This is a genomic window from Azospira inquinata (assembly GCF_018905915.1).
Lineage (GTDB): Bacteria > Pseudomonadota > Gammaproteobacteria > Burkholderiales > Rhodocyclaceae > Azospira > Azospira inquinata.
Genome location: NZ_CP064782.1, coordinates 2,637,403 through 2,654,998, shown reverse-complemented (window position 1 = coordinate 2,654,998; position 17,596 = coordinate 2,637,403). Strand labels below are relative to the sequence as shown.

The following is a 17,596-nucleotide window of genomic DNA, read 5'->3' as shown; positions in this document are numbered from 1 at the left end:
CGGGTATTACTGCTACAGGAGAAACTTACTTGGCGGAATAGACCGGCTTGCCGGATCCATCCTTGATGTTGCCCCAGGAAGCGTGGATCAGCTTCACCAGGGAGTCGGGCAGGGGCACGTATTCCAGATCCTGGGCCATCTTGCCGCCGTTCTTGTAAGACCATTCAAAGAACTTCAGCACTTCAGCCACCTGTTGGGGCTTTTCCGGGGTCTTGTGCACCAGGATGAAGGTGGCACCGGAGATGGGCCAGGCATCCTTACCCTTTTCATTGGTCAGGATTTCGTAGAAAGCAGACTTGTCCCATTCGGCACCAGCGGCAGCCGCCTTGAAGGTCACGTCATCCGGAGCCACGAAGTGGCCAGCCGCATTCTGCAACAGGGTGTAGGACATTTTGTTTTGCTTGGCGTAGGCGTATTCCACATAACCGATGGAATTAGGCAGACGTTGCACGAAGGCAGCCACCCCTTCATTCCCCTTGCCGCCCATGCCCACGGGCCATTGCACCGCCGTACCTTCACCCACCTTTTGCTTCCATTCCGGGCTGACCTTGGACAGATAGTTGGTGAAGATGAAGGAGGTGCCGGAACCGTCCGCACGGCGTACCGGAGCGATATCGGCAGCAGGCAGGGCCACCTTGGGATTCAGGGCAGCAATAGCCTTGTCGTTCCACTTGGTAATCTTGCCCAGGAAAATTTCCGCCAGCACCGGGCCGGTCAGGTGCAGTTCACCGGCGCGCACCCCACGGATATTCACCACCGGCACCACCCCGCCGATCACGGTGGGGAACTGAACCAGGCCGTCCTTGGCCAGTTCCTCAGGCTTCAGAGGCATATCGGAAGCACCGAAATCCACGGTTTTGGCCTTAATTTGCTTAATGCCGCCACCGGAACCGATGGACTGATAATTCAGTTTGTTGTGAGTGGCCTTCTCGTAAGCCTCAGCCCATTTCGCGTAAATCGGGGCCGGGAAAGTCGCACCGGCGCCGGTCATTTCGGCAGCGTGAACGGGAGCCGCCAGCACCCCAAAAGACAGCGCAGAAACACCAAGCCACTTCAGATACATGAGATCTCTCCGATCAATGTGAATTGCGAGCTTTGGAGTTTAGGCGGAACGTATTAAGGAAATATTACATCCCTGTCACATTGGGGACCGGAAGATGACCGGGCTCAGGCCGCTTCCTCCACCACCTGCCGCACCACATCGGCCAAATCCTGGGCCAGGCCTTCGATCTGGGCCTCATCCCGGCCTTCCACCATGACCCGCAGCAGGGGCTCAGTACCGGAGGCCCGCAGCAGCACTCGCCCCGTTCCTGCCAGGGCCTGCTCGGTCCGTACCTGGGCCGCTTTGATGGCCGGATGTTCCTTCCAGGGGAAACCCTTGGGCATGGGCACATTGATCAGGCGCTGGGGATAGAGCACCAACCCGGAGAGCAGGGACTTCAGGGTGCCCCCCTGTTGGCGCAGGGCGGTAAGCACCTGCAAGGCAGCCACAATGCCGTCCCCCGTGCTGTGCTTATCCAGGCAAAGAATATGGCCGGAATTTTCCCCGCCGTAGAGCCAGCCACGTTGCTGAAGCAGCTCCAGCACATAGCGGTCCCCCACGGCGGCCCGGGCAAAGGGCACCTCCAGGCCTTCCAGAGCATGTTCCAGGGCCAGATTGCTCATCAGGGTACCCGCCACCCCGGCCACCGGGCCGTGGCGCAGGCGGTCCTTCACAATGGCGAAGAGCAGCTGATCCCCGTCATACAGATTGCCCTCCCCGTCCACCATCAGGAGCCGGTCCCCGTCCCCATCCAGCGCCAGCCCCAGATCGGCGCCCTGGGCCAGGACCGCCTTGCGCAGGGCGGAAGGGGCCGTGGCCCCCACCTCCTTGTTGATGTTCATGCCATCAGGCGCCGCCCCGATGGTGCTCACTTCAGCCCCCAGCTCGTGGAAAACCTGGGGGGCCACGTCATAGGTGGCCCCGTGGGCACAATCCACCAGGATTTTCAGGCCCCGCAGGTCCAGATCATTGGGGAAGGTGCTTTTACAGAATTCGATGTAACGGCCCCGGGCGTCACCGATGCGCCGGGCCTTGCCCAACTTGGCGGAGGCCACGCAATTGAGGGGGGCATCGATCCCCGCCTCGATGGCCAATTCCACCTCATCGGGCAGCTTGGTGCCTAGAGCGGAGAAAAACTTGATGCCGTTATCGAAATAGGGATTGTGGGAAGCGGAAATGACAATGCCCGCATCCAGGCGCAGAGCCCGGGTGAGATAGGCCACCGCCGGGGTGGGCAGGGGGCCCACCAGACACACATCCACCCCCGCAGAGGCAAAGCCGGCTTCCAGGGCCGCTTCCAGCATATAGCCGGAAATCCGGGTGTCCTTGCCGATCAGGACGGCTGGGCGCTCGCCGGCGCCCTTCCCTGCCTGGGCCGCCAGCACCTGACCCGCGCTGTAGCCCAAACGCAGCACAAACTCCGGGGTAATGGGGAATTCCCCCACCCGGCCCCGCACACCATCCGTACCAAAATATTTACGACCCATGGTTTTCGCTCCTACCTGATTTTCGTCGCTCAATTTTTCCCAGGGGCGGGAATTTCTGTCCCTTCCACCGCCTGCCACACAGCCAGGGCGTCCCGGGTCGCCGCCACATCATGAACCCGGATAATGGCCGCCCCCCTTTGGGCAGCCAGGAGGGCGGCGGCTACGCTACCAAACACCCGTTCCCCCACCGGCCGGCCGGTCACCGCGCCGATCATGGATTTGCGGGACATGCCCACGAACAGGGGCAGCCCTCCTACCCGGGTTTCTTCCAGGCGTCCCAGCAGGTCCAGATTGTGGGCCACGCTTTTGCCAAAGCCGAAGCCCGCATCCAGGGTAATGCGGCGCCGCTCAATCCCAAGCTGGTCGGCTTCCTCCAGGCGCTCCTGAAAAAAATCCACCACCTCGGTCACCACATCCCCATAGGCGGGTCGGGCCTGCATATCCCGGGGCTCACCCTGCATGTGCATGATGCATAGACCGCAATCGGAATCAGCCACCGCCTGCCAGGCGCCCGGACGGCGAAAGCCGTAAATGTCGTTGATCATGTCCGCCCCGGCTTCCAGGACGGCCGCCATCACTTCCGGCTTGTAGGTATCGATGGAAAGGGGCACACCACAGCCCGCCAAGGCTTTAACCACGGGCAGAAGGCGGCCTAGTTCTTCATCTAAAGGGGTCGGCTCACACCCCGGTCGAGAAGACTCCGCCCCCAGATCCAGCAACTCCGCCCCCGCTTCGATCTGGGCATGGGCGTGGGCGATGGCCCGCTCCCGATCCTTTGCCAGCCCATCCCCGGAAAAGGAATCCGGGGTGAGATTGACGATGCCCATGACTCGGGGCCGGGAGCAATCCAGCTGAAATTTGCCACACTGCAAAATATTCATAGAGGAAAAATCGTAGCCATAAAAAAGGCCGGAAGCATGGCTTCCGGCCTGATCCATTATACAAGCCTAGGTGGCGCTTATCTGCCTCAGGCCGTGGCCGCCACGTTGGGTTCCGCTCCCGGAGTGTCACCGCCGACGGAGGGCTTATTGCCGGAGGATGGTTGCTTGGGGGGACGGGGGGGCTTACCTTCCATGATGTCGTTGATCTGGTCCGCATCGATGGTTTCCCATTCCAGCAGGGCCCCGGCCATGGCTTCCACCTTGTCCCGGTTTTCCTCCAGCAGGCGCTTGGCCAGCTCGTATTGCTGGTCAATGATGCGGCGGATTTCCTTATCCACGGCCTGCATGGTGGTTTCGGAAAGATTCTTGTGGGTAGTGACGGAGCGGCCCAGGAACACCTCCCCTTCGTTTTCCCCATAAACCATGGGCCCCAGCACATCGGACATACCGTAACGGGTCACCATGTCCCGGGCCATCTGGGTGGCCCGTTCAAAGTCGTTGGACGCCCCGGTGGTCATCTGGTGCATGAACAGTTCTTCCGCCACCCGGCCACCGAAGAGTACCGCAATGCGGCTCATCAGATATTCCCGGTCGTAAGCGTAACGATCCTGCTCGGGCAATTGCATGGTGAGGCCCAGGGCCCGGCCCCGGGGAATGATGGTGACCTTGTGCACCGGATCGGACTTGGGCACCAGCTTGGCCACCACGGCGTGGCCAGACTCGTGGTAAGCGGTGTTGCGCTTTTCGTCCTCGCTCATGGCCATGCTGCGCCGTTCGGCGCCCATCATGATCTTATCCTTGGCCTTTTCGAAGTCATCCATATCCACCAGCCGCTTGTTACCGCGGGCGGCAAAGAGGGCGGCTTCATTGACCAGATTGGCCAGATCGGCCCCGGAAAAGCCGGGGGTCCCCCGGGCCAGGATGTCCGCCCGCACGTCACCGGCCACCGGCACCTTGCGGATGTGGACCTTAAGAATTTCTTCCCGGCCCCGGATATCGGGCAAGGGAACCACCACTTGGCGGTCAAAGCGACCGGGCCGCAGCAGGGCCGGGTCCAGTACGTCCGGACGGTTGGTGGCGGCGATGACGATGATGCCCGTATGGCCTTCGAAACCGTCCATTTCCACCAGCAGCTGATTCAGGGTCTGTTCCCGCTCGTCGTTACCGCCGCCCAGGCCTGCGCCCCGCTGCCGCCCCACCGCATCAATTTCATCGATAAAGAGGATGCAGGGCGCATGCTTCTTAGCGTTTTCGAACATGTCCCGGACCCGGGCTGCCCCTACGCCGACAAACATTTCCACGAAATCGGAACCGGAAATGGAGAAAAAAGGCACCTTGGCTTCCCCGGCGATAGCCCGAGCCAGCAAAGTCTTCCCCGTCCCCGGGCTGCCCACCATGAGCACGCCCTTGGGAATACGGCCGCCCAACTTCTGGAATTTGGAGGGATCTTTTAGAAAATCCACCAGCTCGGAAACTTCTTCCTTGGCTTCGTCGCAGCCGGCCACATCCGCAAAGGTAATGCTGTTATTGGATTCATCCAGCATCCGGGCCCGGGATTTGCCGAAGGAAAAGGCACCGCCCTTGCCGCCGCCCTGCATCTGACGCATGAAAAACACCCAGACACCGATGAGCAACAGCATGGGGAACCAGCTAACGAAAATATTCATCAGCATGGAGGGTTCTTCCTCCGGCTTGGCCTCAATCCGCACCCCGCTCTTCAACAGGTCGGAGACCAGCCAGAGGTCGGGAGGTGCGTAGGAAGTGAGTTTCTTGCCTTCGGGGGTGGTGGCCTTGAGCACCCGGCCTTCGATCACCACCTTGGAAATATGCCCCTGCTTCACCTCTTCGATGAATTGGGAATAATCAATGGAGTTCTGGGCCGCCTGGCGGTTGTTGAACTGGTTGAAGATGGTCATGAGCACCAGACCGATCACCAGCCAGATAGCCAAGTTTTTCAGCATATTGTTCAAGTTTGCTCCTCTTGCCGCGCCTGGCGACCGACTGCTACAAAGGTTTCATTCTAAACCGAAATGCTTCCGCCACAAGACAGGGACGCCTCTAAAGCTCAGCTACGCCGGGGACGGCGCCCCAGCAGATAGAGTTCCGCGCTCCGGTCCCGGGAGGATTTTGGCTTACGGGTAACCACGGTCTGAAAGCTTTCCCGCATGGCCCGCAGGAAGTCGTCAAACCCTTCCCCCTGAAATACTTTGACCAAAAAAGCGCCGTCCGGTTTCAAATGGGTTTTGGCAAAATCCATTGCCAATTCACAGAGATAGATGGAACGGGCCTGATCGGAGGTGGGAATACCGGATATATTGGGGGCCATATCGGAAAGTACAAGACTTACCGGCCGGTCTCCCACCATGGCTTCGAAGCGGTGCAGCACCTCCTCGTCCCGAAAGTCCCCCTGGAGGAAATCCACCCCGGGCAGGCCACCCATTTCCAACAGATCGATGGCGAACACCCGGCCATGGTCACCAATACGGCGCCCCGCCACCTGGGACCACCCCCCCGGGGCCGCCCCCAGATCCACCACGATTTCCCCGGGCTTCAGGAGCTTGTCCTTTTCGTCAATCTCCATGAGCTTGAACGCCGCCCGGGAACGCCAGCCTTCGGCCTTGGCCCGCTGCACAAATTGATCCGTAACGTGTTCGTGCATCCACGCTTTGCTAGTCTTAGTACGTGCCATCCGCTAGAATCCGCTTTTTGAAACAGGTAGTTCCCATGCTTTCCCTCTCCCCCGTACAACGCCGGGCCCTCAAAGCCCGTGCCCACGCCCTCAATCCCGTCGTCAGCATCAGCCAGCACGGCCTCACGGAAAATGTGCTGAAAGAAATTGACGCCAACCTGAAAAGCCACGAGTTAATCAAGGTGCGGGTCTACAACGATGACCGGGAAGTTCGGGAACAATACCTGAACGATATCTGCACCCAACTGGATGCAGCCCCCGTACAACATATCGGCAAGCTACTGGTGGTTTATCGCCCCGCCCCGGAAGATGCCCAGGCTGCCGCAGCCGCCCGCCGTACCCCGGGAAGAAATCAGCGCCGCAGCAAACGCAGCTTTCAGAGCTAGACGTTCCGCCTTCCTTCTACCGCCCCCGCCAGGGGGCTTCCCCCCAAGCAACCAACAGGGCTCCCGCCAGGCTTTGTAGCAGGTAAGCCACGCTGGAAAAACCATGCCAGCGGGCAAATAGGGCTGCCGCCGGGCTCAGTGCCGGATCCACGGGCCCAATGGCCGCTTTAATGGCGGCAATATGGGGCTGAAAATAGAATAGCTGTAGCAGGCTGCCCACCGCCAGAACCAGCACCAAGGCCACGCCCCGGGCACGGTCCCGGGAAGGCGGAGCGGTCAAGGCCAGGGGCAGCAGCAAGGCGCCACAAACCAGACCGATCACCCCCACCCACCAGAAGCAATGGCCCGCAATTTCCCCAGCCAAAACCCGGCTGGGCGCTATCTGGAAGAGGGTGGGAGCTACCACATAGCCCACCCCCCACAGGCTACCCACCCAGGCGGTGAGCAGCAGGCGGCGCAGGCCGTTCAACCAGGCCGATCCGGGCCCCATGGCGCTCATTGCGCTTATTGGTAACGAACGTCCAGGATTTCGTATTCCCGGATGCCGCCCGGCGTCTGCACCTGGACCAGATCCCCGGCGTATTTGCCGATCACGGCCCGGGCCAGGGGGGAGACATAGGAAATCTTGCCTTTCTTGATGTCCGCCTCATCCTCCCCAACGATCTGGTAGGTCACCTGGTCACCGCTATCCTGGTCTTCCAGGTCCACGGTGGCGCCAAAAACGCAGCGTCCATCCGCATCCAGGGTCAGGGGATCCACCACCTGGGCGTTGGAGAGCTTGGCCTCCACTTCCTGAATACGCCCTTCCACGAAGCCCTGCTTTTCCTTGGCCGCGTCGTATTCCGCGTTTTCGGACAGGTCCCCGTGGGAACGGGCTTCCGCGATGGCGGCAATCACATTGGGCCGTTCCACGGTCTTCAAATGATGCAGCTCGGCGCGGAGCTTCTCGGCCCCGGCCACGGTCAAGGGTGTCTTACTCATAGCGTTCTCAATCAAAGCAAAACCGCCGGCGCCCGCGAGGCGGGACGTCCGGCGGCTGAAAAGAAGGATTAGTGAAGTTTAGCGTGCAAACCCTGAATCGGGTACACCCGCAGCTCCCCGCCCTGGCGAATACCGGCGGCTGCCGCTTCGGCACCCCACAGGGTGGTGTAGATGGTCACCCGAGCCGCCAGACCGGAAGTCCGGATGGAGCGGGAATCGGCGATGGCCTGCCGCTTTTCATCTACGGTGTTGATGATCAGAGCAATTTCATTGTTCTTGATCATATCCACCACGTGGGGACGGCCTTCCGTGACCTTATTAACCACGGTCACCGGAATACCCGCCGCCTGAATGGCGTTTGCGGTACCCCGGGTAGCCAGGATGGAGAAGCCTGCGGCCTGGAGGTCCCGCGCCACATCCACGGCCTTGGCCTTGTCCGAATCCTTGACGGAAAGGAAGACCTTGCCTCCGGTGGGCAGCCGTACGCCGGCCGCCAACTGGCTCTTCACAAAGGCCTCAGCAAAGGTTTCCCCCACCCCCATCACTTCCCCGGTGGACTTCATTTCCGGCCCCAGGATGGTATCCACCCCGGGGAATTTGACGAAGGGGAAAACCGCTTCCTTCACCGCGAAATAGGGGGGGATCATTTCCTTGGTCACCCCTTGGCTGGCCAGGCTTTGGCCCACCATACAGCGGGCGGCGATCTTGGCCAGTTGCAGACCGGTGGCCTTGGAAACGAAAGGCACGGTACGGGAGGCCCGGGGATTCACTTCCAGAACGAAAACCGTATCGCCCTGGATGGCGAATTGCACGTTCATGAGGCCGCAAACGTTGAGGGCCTTGGCCATGAGCTTGGTCTGGCGCCGCAATTCGTCCTGAATCGCAGGAGACAGGGAGTAAGGCGGCAGAGAGCAGGCGGAGTCACCGGAGTGGACCCCGGCTTGTTCGATGTGCTCCATAACCCCGCCGATGATCACTTCCTGACCGTCAGACAGGGCATCCACATCCACTTCGCAGGCGTCGTTCAGGAAACGGTCCAGCAGCACGGGGGAATCGTTGGAAACCTTTACCGCTTCCCGCATGTAGCGTTCCAGATCAGCCTGCTGATGGACAATTTCCATAGCCCGACCGCCCAGCACGTAGGAGGGGCGCACCACCAGGGGATAGCCGATTTCCTGGGCCAGGGCCAAGGCATCCGCCTCGGTCCGGGCGGTCCGGTTGGGCGGCTGTTTCAGCCCCAGGTCGTTGAGCAGCTTCTGGAACCGTTCCCGGTCTTCCGCCGCGTCAATCATGTCCGGGCTGGTACCGATAATGGGCACCCCGTTGGCTTCCAGGTCCCGGGCCAATTTCAAGGGCGTCTGGCCGCCATACTGGACGATCACCCCCACGGGCTTTTCCACATGAACCACTTCCAGCACGTCTTCCAGGGTCAGGGGCTCGAAATACAGGCGATCGGAAGTATCGTAGTCGGTGGACACGGTTTCCGGATTGCAATTGACCATGATGGTCTCGTAGCCGTCTTCCCGCATGGCCATGGAGGCATGGACACAGCAGTAGTCGAACTCGATCCCCTGGCCAATCCGGTTCGGGCCGCCGCCCAGCACCATAATCTTTTTCTTGGCGCTAGGCTGGGCCTCGCACTCTTCCTCGTAGGAGGAATAGAGATAGGCGGTGTCCGTGGAGAATTCCGCCGCACAGGTATCCACCCGCTTATAGACCGGGCGTACGGCCAAGGCATGGCGCCGTTCCCGAACGGCGGTCTGGGTGGTTCCCATGAGCTTAGCCAGGCGCTTGTCGGAGAAACCGGCCTTCTTCAGGGCCAGCATTTCCGGGGCACTCAGGCTTTCCAGGCTACGGCCCTGAACGGCTTCGGACTTGCGGTGCAGGTCTTCGATCTGGGCCAGGAACCAGGGATCAATATGGGTCAGGCGCTGGATGTCCTCCAGGCTCAACCCCAGGCGGAACGCGTCCCCCACGTACCAGATCCGCTCCGGGCCGGGTTCGGCCAGAGCGGTTTCGATAGTTTCCCGGTCCGAACTCTTTTCGTCGAAGCCATCCACCCCCACTTCCAGGCCACGCAGGGCCTTTTGCAGGGATTCCTGGAAAGTCCGGCCAATGGCCATGACTTCCCCAACGGACTTCATCTGGGTCGTCAGATGGGAATCGGCTTGGGGGAATTTTTCGAAGGCGAAACGGGGGACCTTGGTCACCACGTAATCGATGGACGGCTCAAAAGAGGCCGGAGTCTTGCCACCGGTAATTTCGTTGGCCAGTTCGTCCAGGGTGTAGCCCACGGCCAGCTTGGCCGCCACCTTGGCGATGGGGAAGCCGGTGGCCTTGGAGGCCAGGGCGGAGGAACGGGATACCCGGGGATTCATCTCAATGACGATCATCCGGCCGTCCTTGGGATTAATGGCGAACTGGACGTTGGAACCGCCCGTATCCACCCCAATTTCCCGCAGCACGGCGACGGAGGCGTCGCGCATGATCTGGTATTCCTTGTCCGTCAAAGTCTGGATGGGAGCCACGGTGATGGAGTCCCCCGTATGCACCCCCATGGGGTCCAGATTTTCGATGGAGCAGACGATGATGCAGTTGTCCTTCTTGTCCCGCACCACTTCCATTTCGAACTCTTTCCAGCCGATCAGGGATTCCTCGATGAGCAATTCCTTGGTCGGGGAGGCTTCCAGGCCCCGTTCGCAAATGGTGACGAATTCTTCCCGGTTATAGGCAATACCGCCGCCAGAACCGCCCAGAGTAAAGGAAGGACGGATGATGGTGGGGAAGCCGATCATGGCCTGAACCTGGAAGGCTTCTTCCATGGAATGGGCCACGGCGGAACGGGCAGAACCTAGACCGATCTTGGTCATGGCCGCCTTGAACTTTTCCCGATCCTCGGCCTTGTCGATGGCATCCCGGGAGGCGCCGATCATTTCCACGCCGTACTTGTCCAGCACACCGTGCTTAGCCAGGTCCAGAGCGCAATTCAGCGCCGTCTGGCCGCCCATGGTGGGCAGCAGGGCATTGGGACGTTCCTTTTCGATAATCTTTTCCACCACCTTCCAGGTGATGGGTTCGATATAGGTCACGTCCGCCGTGGCCGGGTCGGTCATGATGGTGGCCGGATTGGAATTGACCAGAATGACCTTGTAACCCTCGGCCTTCAGGGCCTTACAAGCCTGGGCGCCGGAATAGTCGAACTCGCAGGCCTGACCAATGACGATCGGGCCCGCCCCAATGATAAGAATGCTTTTGATGTCGTTACGCTTAGGCATTTTCCGCCTTTTTGTCTTGCATCAGCCGAATGAACCGATCGAACAGATAGGCCAGGTCGTGGGGACCCGGGCTGGCTTCCGGGTGCCCCTGGAAGGAGAACGCGGGCACATCGGTACGGGAGACGCCTTGCAGGGAACCGTCGAAGAGGGAAACGTGGGTGGCCTTAAGATTGGCCGGCAGGGTAGCCTGATCCACGGCAAACCCGTGGTTCTGGCTGGTGATCAACACCTGGCCGGTTTCCAGATCCTTCACCGGGTGATTGGCGCCGTGGTGGCCGAATTTCATTTTCACGGTCTTGGCACCGGAGGCCAGGGCCAGAAGCTGGTGCCCCAGACAGATACCGAAAGTGGGCACCTTAGCGGCCAGCACTTCCTGGATGGCCTGAATGGCGTAATCGCAAGGTTCCGGATCCCCGGGACCGTTGGAGAGAAACACCCCATCCGGCTGGCGGGCGAGCACGTCCTTAGCCGGGGTCTGGGCCGGCACCACTTCCACATCACAGCCCCGACTGGCCAACATGCGCAGAATGTTGCGCTTGACGCCGAAATCGTAGGCCACCACTTTGAAGGGGCGCTTTTCCACAGGCCGGTAACCGGCCTTCAAATCCCACTCCCCTTCGCTCCAGGCGTAGGGCTGATCCGCGCTGACCACCTTGGCCAGATCCATCCCGGCCAGCCCGGGAAATGCCCGGGCCTGGGCCAGGGCAGCGGCCTCATCCAGGTTGGCGCCAGCCATGACGCAACCGGCCTGGGCCCCCTTTTCCCGCAACAGGCGGGTCAGCTTACGGGTATCGATGCCCGCAATGGCCACAATACCGTGTTCTTTCAGGTATTCCGGCAGGGTCTGGCCCATGCGCCAGTTGGAAGCCTGGACAGGCAATTCCCGGATCACCAGCCCGGCAGCAAAATTCGCCCGGGACTCGAAGTCCTCGGCGTTGCAGCCCGTGTTGCCGATGTGGGGATAGGTTAGGGTGACGATTTGGCGGCAATAGGACGGGTCCGTCAGGATTTCCTGATACCCGGTCATAGCCGTATTGAAGACGACCTCACCCGTGCTCGAACCTTCTGCACCGATGGCATAACCGCGAAAAACGGTTCCATCGGCGAGAGCAAGCAGGGCTGGCGGAAAGGTGGGAAGCAAGGACACTCAACACTCCGGCGCTAGACGCACCCCTCCCGTATCGAGCGATGACGGGGACGGTGGTGCATATACGGAAAGCGGGACGGACAGACGCCTTCCCGCTTACACGATTTTGATTTTTAACCTTCTTATTATACCGGAGAGGCCCTCTATCGGGCAAACCGGGCGCTTTTCCCGGCCTACCCGCGGGGCTCAGAGAGGCGACTTAGCGCAGCCCCAGCACATCCTGCATGTCGAAGAGACCGCTTTTCTTTTCCGCCAGGAAACGGGCCGCCCGCAGACTGCCCATGGCAAAGGTCATGCGGCTGCTGGCCTTGTGGGTGATTTCCACCCGTTCCCCAAGGCCGCAGAACATTACGGTGTGATCCCCCACAATATCCCCGCCCCGCACCGTGGCGAAGCCGATGGTGGAAGGATCCCGTTCCCCGGTTACCCCTTCCCGGCCATAGACGGCGCAATCGGCCAGATCCCGACCCAAGGCCTGAGCCAACACTTCCCCCATGCGCAGGGCGGTGCCGGAGGGCGCATCCACCTTATGCCGGTGGTGGGCTTCCACCACCTCGATGTCGTAACCTTCGTTGAGAATCCGGGCCGCCGTATCCAGGAGTTTGAACACCAGATTTACCCCCACCGCCATGTTGGGCGCAAAAACCACGGGGATTTCCTGGGCGGCGGCAGCAATGGCCGCCTTGCCCGCTTCGTCAAAGCCGGTGGTGCCGATGACCATGGCCACGCCGTGCCGACGGCACAGTTCCAAATGCTCCAGAGTGCCTTCCGGACGGGTGAAGTCGATCAGGCAGGTGGCCTGAGCAATGGCCGCTTCCGGCTGATCCCCGATAGCCACCCCGGTTTGCACCCCCAGGGCTTCCCCCGCATCCTTGCCCACCGCCGGGCTGCCCGGCCGGTCAAAGGCAGCGGCCAGCTTGGCCGTCCCATCCTGCAAAGTAGCTTCAATCAACATCCGACCCATGCGGCCGGAGGCGCCGGCCACCGCGATATTCAGTGCAGTCATTGCTTACAAACCAACCTTTTCCATCAATTTGCCAAAAAAGCCCTTTTGTTCCAGAGGCGGCGGCGTCACGCTGCCATCCTCCGGAATGGAGCCTAAATCCACCACCCGCTGTTTGGAGGCGGTATCCCCGTCCCCGGCAGCCCCCTCCCCTTCCTTGGCTGGCTGGGCGGGAACCACATCGCCGCTGACCCGGGCCAGCACGCCATCCGTGAAGAAGACGGAAAATTTCCGGCTTTCCACTTCCCCGGTCTTACCTTTTTCCAGGCGATAGAGGTAATCCCACCGCTCCCCATGGAAAATGTCCGTCAACAGAGGAGTTCCCAGGATGTAGCGCACCTGGTCCTTGGAAAGACCGGGGCGCAGCTGGGCGATCATGTCCTGGGTAATGTAGTTACCCTGCTGGACATCGATTTTGTACTCCGTCACCACCCGGGGAACATGGGAGCAGCCCACCAGTCCAAAGACTGCTACGCCGGCGGCGAAAAACAGGGAACGGGTAGAAAAATGGCAGGAAAAAGAAGGAATCATGCGGCTAAACGCTGTTTTCCAGCGATGTCCAAGCTAGGCGAATCGGTATATCATAGCCTAAAAAGACCTTTCCCGACTTAAAACAGGGTGCGACATGAGCAACTCCCAGAGCTTAAAAAACATCGGTCTAAAGGCCACTTTTCCCCGCCTGAAAATTCTCGAGCTCTTCGAAAACTGCGCCGTACGGCACCTGTCGGCGGAAGACGTCTATAAGTTGCTGATTGGGGAAGGCATGGATATTGGCCTGGCCACGGTTTACCGGGTGCTAACCCAATTCGAACAGGCCGGACTGCTGCAACGCCACTATTTTGAAGCAGGCAAGGCGGTGTTTGAACTGAACCAGGGCAATCACCACGATCACCTGGTCTGTCTCAACTGCGGCCGGGTGGAAGAATTCCACGATCCGGAGATCGAGCGCCGCCAGGCCAAAATCGCCAAAGAGCGGGGCTTCGTGATCCAGGAACACGAGCTGTATCTCTATGTGGATTGCATCAAGGAAAACTGCCCCCACCGCAACCAGGGGGAAGGTAAGCCCCGGCACCTGGGCTAACCCCCCTTTTCCCCCGTCTCACCGTCCCTAGCCATCGCTACCCCCCTCCCGCGTTTCTTCCTTGACTCCCGGAGCATTAGGGTATAGGTTTTTATGACTAACGTCATAGAGAATATTCCTCTACCCTGATGTTTTCCCTCCGTCTCCCCCTGCTACTCCTGCTCTGTTTCGCTTCCTGGCAAGCCCAGGGCGGCCCCACGGGCAAAGTGGGCATGCCCCTCACCGAGCCCTGGAGCTATTACGCCAAGGCGGGCGGGCACCACTTTGTCCCCACGGGAATTCTCCTGGACATCAACCAGGCCCTGGAGCGGGAAAGCGGCATCAGCCTCCGCCCCTCCCTCCAGCCCTATTTCCGCCTGGACCGGGATCTGCGTCAGGGAGACTGCGACCTGGCCTATGTGATCCGGAGTGAGGAACAGGAGGGCTATGTGGAATATGTGGCCCCCCTGTTCAGCTTTGAAGTGGTGGCCCTGGCCCGACCGGGCACCCTGCTGCGCAACCGGGACGATCTGCGCAATCTGCGGGTCGGCATCATCAAGGACACCCACCTGCTGCCCGGCAACGGGGACAGTGGCCCCTATACCCGCCTGGAAGTACGGGACTACGAAGCTCTGGTGGATATGTTCCTGGCCGGACGGCTGGACGCCATTGTGGGGGGCAACCTTTCTCTCAATTACCACCTGCGCAAGCGGGGCCTGGGCCCGGCCAGCTTCAACCGGCTCAACCTCCAGCGTCAGGAAGTCTGGGCGGTGCTGGCCAAGCAGTCTGGCCTGCAACGGCAGGCCCCCCGGCTACGCCAGGCGGTGGAACGGCTGCGGGAACAGGGCTTCATTGAAGAAGAGCTGCAACGGCGCCTCTCCCCCATCGCAGCGGAACTGGCAACCCGTTAAAAGGCCTTTTGGCCCCGTTTGCCCCGGCGCCCTGCCACTCCCGAAAAGCGGCCCTCAAGCAAAAGCGCTGAAGGAAGTCTGGGCCGCCCCCGTCACTCCCTGCTGCTGGGCTCCGTAGGCCGCCGCTCCCTGGCGTCCCGCCTGGGTCAGGCTCTCATTACCCTTGGCCCCATTCACTGAAGACGTGGCGACCTGCTGTCGGCTCTGTTCTTCCCGGGCCCGGGCTTCCATCTGGGCGGCAGCGGCGGCCACGGCCCGGTCCTGGGAGGAGGGATCGGCGGGAGCCAGGGCCGCCGACTGAATTTGCTGGGCTTTGGCAATGGTATCTGCCGGAGTGCTCCCCTGAGACGTATCGATGGAGACCTCCCCCCCCACCGCATAAGACTGGCCGTCCGGGCCCCGCTCATAGGAAAAGGATGCCCCGCCCCGCACTAACCCGCCCCCGGCGGCCATGTGGGCCTGCTCGTGGGCCCGTACCGCCTTGTCCAGGGCCTGGAGTTTGGCCACATCCTGTTCCTGGGCGGGAGTCAGTTTTTTGCCGCTGGCCGTAGTGGTGGTACCAGAAGAGGAGGCCTGATTGGCCGCCGCCGGATCGCCGGACGGGGAACTCCCCACCGCCCCCCCAGCAGCGCCGGCGGAAGACGCGGTGGTAGCGGCTCCAGGAGCGCTCCCTGCGGTGGAGGATGAAGTTCCCAGGGCGCTATAGCCACCGGACCACTCCCCATTGCCGCCTTGCCCCAGGGACACCTGGACACCCGCCTCCGCCCCCGCCTTTGGCGTAGACGCCCCTTGGCCGCCGTTCCGATTCAGAGGAAGGGCGGCCGGGGATGAAGACGGGGTGGAGACAATCCCAGCCAGGGCCATAGCGTCAGGTCCAGAAAATAAGCAAAGGGGGATGCTTCATACTAGCCAAGGACCGGAGTTTTTCCAAGCCGGTCGCCCCTCATGGGCTATTAAAAGCGGCAACCCTGGCCCGTTGAGAGGCGCGGTAACAGATTCGGAGCGACGGAGGGCACCCCCACTCCGCCCCCCCCAGGTCCGTTCCTGACCCGGCCGAAAAACCTAGCCTTCCAGCAATTCCTTGGCGTGGCGGCGGGTAGTGGCGGTAATTTCCACCCCACCCAACATACGGGCGATTTCCTCCACCCGGCCCGATTTATCCAGCACGGACACCCGGCTGGTCACCGTTTCCCCGCTACGGGATTTGGCCACCTGCCATTGCCAGTCGGCCCGAGCCGCCACCTGGGGCAGATGGGTGACGCACAGGACCTGGCGCTCTTCCCCCAGGCGATGGAGCAGGCGCCCCACCACCTCGGCCACGCCGCCGCCAATACCTACATCCACTTCGTCGAAAATCAGGGTGGGAACGCTGGCCTGACGGCTGGTCACCACCTGGATGGCCAGACTGATGCGGGACAGTTCCCCCCCCGAAGCCACCTTGGCCAGGGGCCGGGGCTCGTTGCCCGCCAAACCGGCGATGCGGAATTCCACCTGCTCCAAGCCGCTGGCCGAGCCTTCTTCCTGGGGCACCAGGGCCACCTGGAAACGTCCGCCCCCCAGGGCCAGCTCCTGCATGGAGGCGCTGACTGCGGCGGAAAGGTCCTGGGCCGCGGTCTGCCGGGCCAGGGAAAGCCCCTGGGCCAGTTCCCGGTAGTGGGCGGCAGCGGCCTGGGCCCGGCTTTCCAGCACTTCCAGATTGGCCGCGTCCCCCAAGGCCTGGAGGCGAGCTTGGCTTTCCGCCAGCAGATCCGGCAGGCCCTCCGGCGTCACCCGGTATTTGCGGGCCAGGGAAATCACCCCTTCTAGGCGGCCTTCCACTTCCCGCAGCCGTTGGGGGTCCAAATCCACCCGATCCCCGTAACGACGCAGGGCGGAGACCCCTTCCCCCAGTTCCGCCTGGGCGGACTGGACCAGGGCCAGCACCTCGGCCAGGGCCGGATCGTATTCGCTCAAATCTTCCAGACGGCTGGCCACGGCGCCGATACGGGCTTCGCAGGCCTCCTCCCCTTCGCTCAAGAGCCCCAGGGAAAACTGGGCCCCCTCCAGCAGGGAAGCGGCATGGGAAAGGCGCCGGTGTTCCTGGTTCAGCTCACTCCATTCCTCCGGACTGAAGCCCAGGGCTTCCAGTTCCTGCACCTGCCATTCCAGCTGTTCCCGCTCCCGGCGCAGGGCTTCGCCGCCCCGGGCCGCCGCTTCCAGGGCGGATTGGGCGTCCCGCCAGCTTTTCCAGGCCGAGGCCACCTGCCGGGCCAGATCCCCGGCCCCCCCGTGGGCATCCACCAGATGGCGCTGCACCTCATGGCGCAGCAGGGACTGGTGGGCGTGCTGGCCGTGGATATCCACCAGCCATTCCGCCACCTGGCGCAGTTGCTGCAAGGTAGCGGCGGAACCGTTGATGTAGGCTCGGGAGCGGCCGTTGCCGTCCAGCACCCGGCGCAGCAGCAGGGGTTCCCCCGCATCCGCCGGGGCAAAATCGTTGTCCCGCAACCAGGCGGCCAGATCGGTGGCATGGCCCCCGTCAGCCCCGTCGAATTCAGCGGCCACTTCCATGCGTTCGGCGCCGCTACGCAGGAGGCCGCTGTCCGCCCGTTCCCCCAGCACGAAGGCCAGGGCATCCACCAGAATGGATTTACCGGCGCCGGTCTCCCCGGTAAGGGCGCCAAAACCGGTGGCGAATTCCAGTTCCAGGCGATCCACCAGCACAAAATCCCGTATGGACAAGCGGCGCAACATG

At 61.7% G+C, this 17,596-nt stretch carries 16 protein-coding genes; 3 read left to right on the top strand and 13 right to left on the bottom strand.

The genetic code is table 11. The features are described from left to right. Positions 1-25 precede the first annotated feature (25 nt). The 5 genes from pstS to rlmE form a co-directional block, all read right to left on the bottom strand. Positions 26-1,063: a phosphate ABC transporter substrate-binding protein PstS gene (pstS, locus tag Azoinq_RS12135; RefSeq protein ID WP_216128716.1), complete on the bottom strand. Its 1,038-nt coding sequence runs from the start codon at positions 1,061-1,063 to the stop codon at positions 26-28. Between the two features lie 104 nt (positions 1,064-1,167). Further along, a complete protein-coding gene (gene glmM / locus Azoinq_RS12130; RefSeq protein ID WP_216128718.1) occupies positions 1,168-2,529 on the bottom strand; it encodes a phosphoglucosamine mutase in 1,362 nt (453 codons plus the stop codon). 29 nt (positions 2,530-2,558) lie between these two features. Continuing rightward, positions 2,559-3,410 (bottom strand): dihydropteroate synthase, encoded by an 852-nt coding sequence (gene folP / locus Azoinq_RS12125; RefSeq protein ID WP_216128720.1) that lies wholly within the window; start codon positions 3,408-3,410, stop codon positions 2,559-2,561. A gap of 86 nt (positions 3,411-3,496) precedes the next feature. Further along, positions 3,497-5,380: an ATP-dependent zinc metalloprotease FtsH gene (gene ftsH, locus Azoinq_RS12120; protein ID WP_269751299.1), complete on the bottom strand. Its 1,884-nt coding sequence runs from the start codon at positions 5,378-5,380 to the stop codon at positions 3,497-3,499. A 95-nt stretch (positions 5,381-5,475) separates the two neighbouring features. Further along, positions 5,476-6,099, bottom strand: coding sequence for a 23S rRNA (uridine(2552)-2'-O)-methyltransferase RlmE (gene rlmE, locus Azoinq_RS12115; RefSeq protein WP_216128722.1), 624 nt, complete (start codon positions 6,097-6,099; stop codon positions 5,476-5,478). Between the two features lie 35 nt (positions 6,100-6,134). Between rlmE and yhbY the strand changes: the two genes are divergently transcribed. Continuing rightward, positions 6,135-6,485: a ribosome assembly RNA-binding protein YhbY gene (gene yhbY, locus Azoinq_RS12110; RefSeq protein ID WP_216128724.1), complete on the top strand. Its 351-nt coding sequence runs from the start codon at positions 6,135-6,137 to the stop codon at positions 6,483-6,485. Positions 6,486-6,501: 16 nt separating this feature from the next. On the opposite strand, the gene Azoinq_RS12105 is transcribed toward yhbY, so the two are convergent. The 6 genes from Azoinq_RS12105 to Azoinq_RS12080 form a co-directional block, all read right to left on the bottom strand. Next, positions 6,502-6,984 carry a DUF4149 domain-containing protein gene (locus tag Azoinq_RS12105; RefSeq protein WP_216128726.1) on the bottom strand — a complete coding sequence of 161 codons (483 nt, stop codon included), beginning with the start codon at positions 6,982-6,984 and terminating at the stop codon, positions 6,502-6,504. A gap of 5 nt (positions 6,985-6,989) precedes the next feature. Then, positions 6,990-7,466, bottom strand: coding sequence for a transcription elongation factor GreA (greA, locus tag Azoinq_RS12100; RefSeq protein WP_216128728.1), 477 nt, complete (start codon positions 7,464-7,466; stop codon positions 6,990-6,992). 68 nt (positions 7,467-7,534) lie between these two features. Continuing rightward, positions 7,535-10,741, bottom strand: coding sequence for a carbamoyl-phosphate synthase large subunit (carB, locus tag Azoinq_RS12095; protein WP_216128730.1), 3,207 nt, complete (start codon positions 10,739-10,741; stop codon positions 7,535-7,537). Beyond that, positions 10,734-11,888, bottom strand: a complete 1,155-nt coding sequence (carA, locus tag Azoinq_RS12090; RefSeq protein ID WP_216128732.1) for a glutamine-hydrolyzing carbamoyl-phosphate synthase small subunit — start codon at positions 11,886-11,888, stop codon at positions 10,734-10,736. Before carA ends, carB begins: the two co-directional genes overlap by 8 nt. Before the next feature lie 199 nt (positions 11,889-12,087). Next, entirely contained in the window at positions 12,088-12,894 is an 807-nt protein-coding gene (gene dapB, locus Azoinq_RS12085) for a 4-hydroxy-tetrahydrodipicolinate reductase (RefSeq protein ID WP_216128734.1), read from the bottom strand. 3 nt (positions 12,895-12,897) lie between these two features. Beyond that, the gene (locus tag Azoinq_RS12080) at positions 12,898-13,422 is read right to left on the bottom strand and encodes an outer membrane protein assembly factor BamE (RefSeq protein ID WP_216128736.1); all 525 of its coding nucleotides are present in this window, start codon (positions 13,420-13,422) and stop codon (positions 12,898-12,900) included. 94 nt (positions 13,423-13,516) lie between these two features. Between Azoinq_RS12080 and fur the strand changes: the two genes are divergently transcribed. Together fur and Azoinq_RS12070 are read left to right on the top strand one after the other, a co-directional pair. Continuing rightward, positions 13,517-13,972: a ferric iron uptake transcriptional regulator gene (gene fur / locus Azoinq_RS12075; protein WP_216128738.1), complete on the top strand. Its 456-nt coding sequence runs from the start codon at positions 13,517-13,519 to the stop codon at positions 13,970-13,972. A 128-nt stretch (positions 13,973-14,100) separates the two neighbouring features. After that, positions 14,101-14,862, top strand: a complete 762-nt coding sequence (locus tag Azoinq_RS12070; RefSeq protein ID WP_216128740.1) for a substrate-binding periplasmic protein — start codon at positions 14,101-14,103, stop codon at positions 14,860-14,862. A 54-nt stretch (positions 14,863-14,916) separates the two neighbouring features. Here Azoinq_RS12070 and Azoinq_RS12065 read toward each other — a convergent pair whose 3' ends face one another. Then, positions 14,917-15,726 carry a putative metalloprotease CJM1_0395 family protein gene (locus Azoinq_RS12065; protein ID WP_216128742.1) on the bottom strand — a complete coding sequence of 270 codons (810 nt, stop codon included), beginning with the start codon at positions 15,724-15,726 and terminating at the stop codon, positions 14,917-14,919. Positions 15,727-15,924: 198 nt separating this feature from the next. Continuing rightward, positions 15,925-17,595 (bottom strand): DNA repair protein RecN, encoded by a 1,671-nt coding sequence (gene recN, locus Azoinq_RS12060; RefSeq protein WP_216128744.1) that lies wholly within the window; start codon positions 17,593-17,595, stop codon positions 15,925-15,927. Between the last annotated feature and the right edge of the window lies 1 nt (position 17,596).

Bases quoted from the DNA above. Each gene is read 5' to 3' on its own strand.
- pstS (WP_216128716.1), bottom strand. From the start codon at position 1,063: ATGTATCTGAAGTGGCTTGGTGTTTCTGCGCTGTCTTTTGGGGTGCTG.
- glmM (WP_216128718.1), bottom strand. From the start codon at position 2,529: ATGGGTCGTAAATATTTTGGTACGGATGGTGTGCGGGGCCGGGTGGGG.
- folP (WP_216128720.1), bottom strand. From the start codon at position 3,410: ATGAATATTTTGCAGTGTGGCAAATTTCAGCTGGATTGCTCCCGGCCC.
- rlmE (WP_216128722.1), bottom strand. From the start codon at position 6,099: ATGGCACGTACTAAGACTAGCAAAGCGTGGATGCACGAACACGTTACG.
- yhbY (WP_216128724.1), top strand. From the start codon at position 6,135: ATGCTTTCCCTCTCCCCCGTACAACGCCGGGCCCTCAAAGCCCGTGCC.
- Azoinq_RS12105 (WP_216128726.1), bottom strand. From the start codon at position 6,984: ATGAGCGCCATGGGGCCCGGATCGGCCTGGTTGAACGGCCTGCGCCGC.
- greA (WP_216128728.1), bottom strand. From the start codon at position 7,466: ATGAGTAAGACACCCTTGACCGTGGCCGGGGCCGAGAAGCTCCGCGCC.
- carB (WP_216128730.1), bottom strand. From the start codon at position 10,741: ATGCCTAAGCGTAACGACATCAAAAGCATTCTTATCATTGGGGCGGGC.
- dapB (WP_216128734.1), bottom strand. From the start codon at position 12,894: ATGACTGCACTGAATATCGCGGTGGCCGGCGCCTCCGGCCGCATGGGT.
- Azoinq_RS12080 (WP_216128736.1), bottom strand. From the start codon at position 13,422: ATGATTCCTTCTTTTTCCTGCCATTTTTCTACCCGTTCCCTGTTTTTC.
- fur (WP_216128738.1), top strand. From the start codon at position 13,517: ATGAGCAACTCCCAGAGCTTAAAAAACATCGGTCTAAAGGCCACTTTT.
- Azoinq_RS12070 (WP_216128740.1), top strand. From the start codon at position 14,101: ATGTTTTCCCTCCGTCTCCCCCTGCTACTCCTGCTCTGTTTCGCTTCC.
- Azoinq_RS12065 (WP_216128742.1), bottom strand. From the start codon at position 15,726: ATGGCCCTGGCTGGGATTGTCTCCACCCCGTCTTCATCCCCGGCCGCC.
- recN (WP_216128744.1), bottom strand. From the start codon at position 17,595: ATGTTGCGCCGCTTGTCCATACGGGATTTTGTGCTGGTGGATCGCCTG.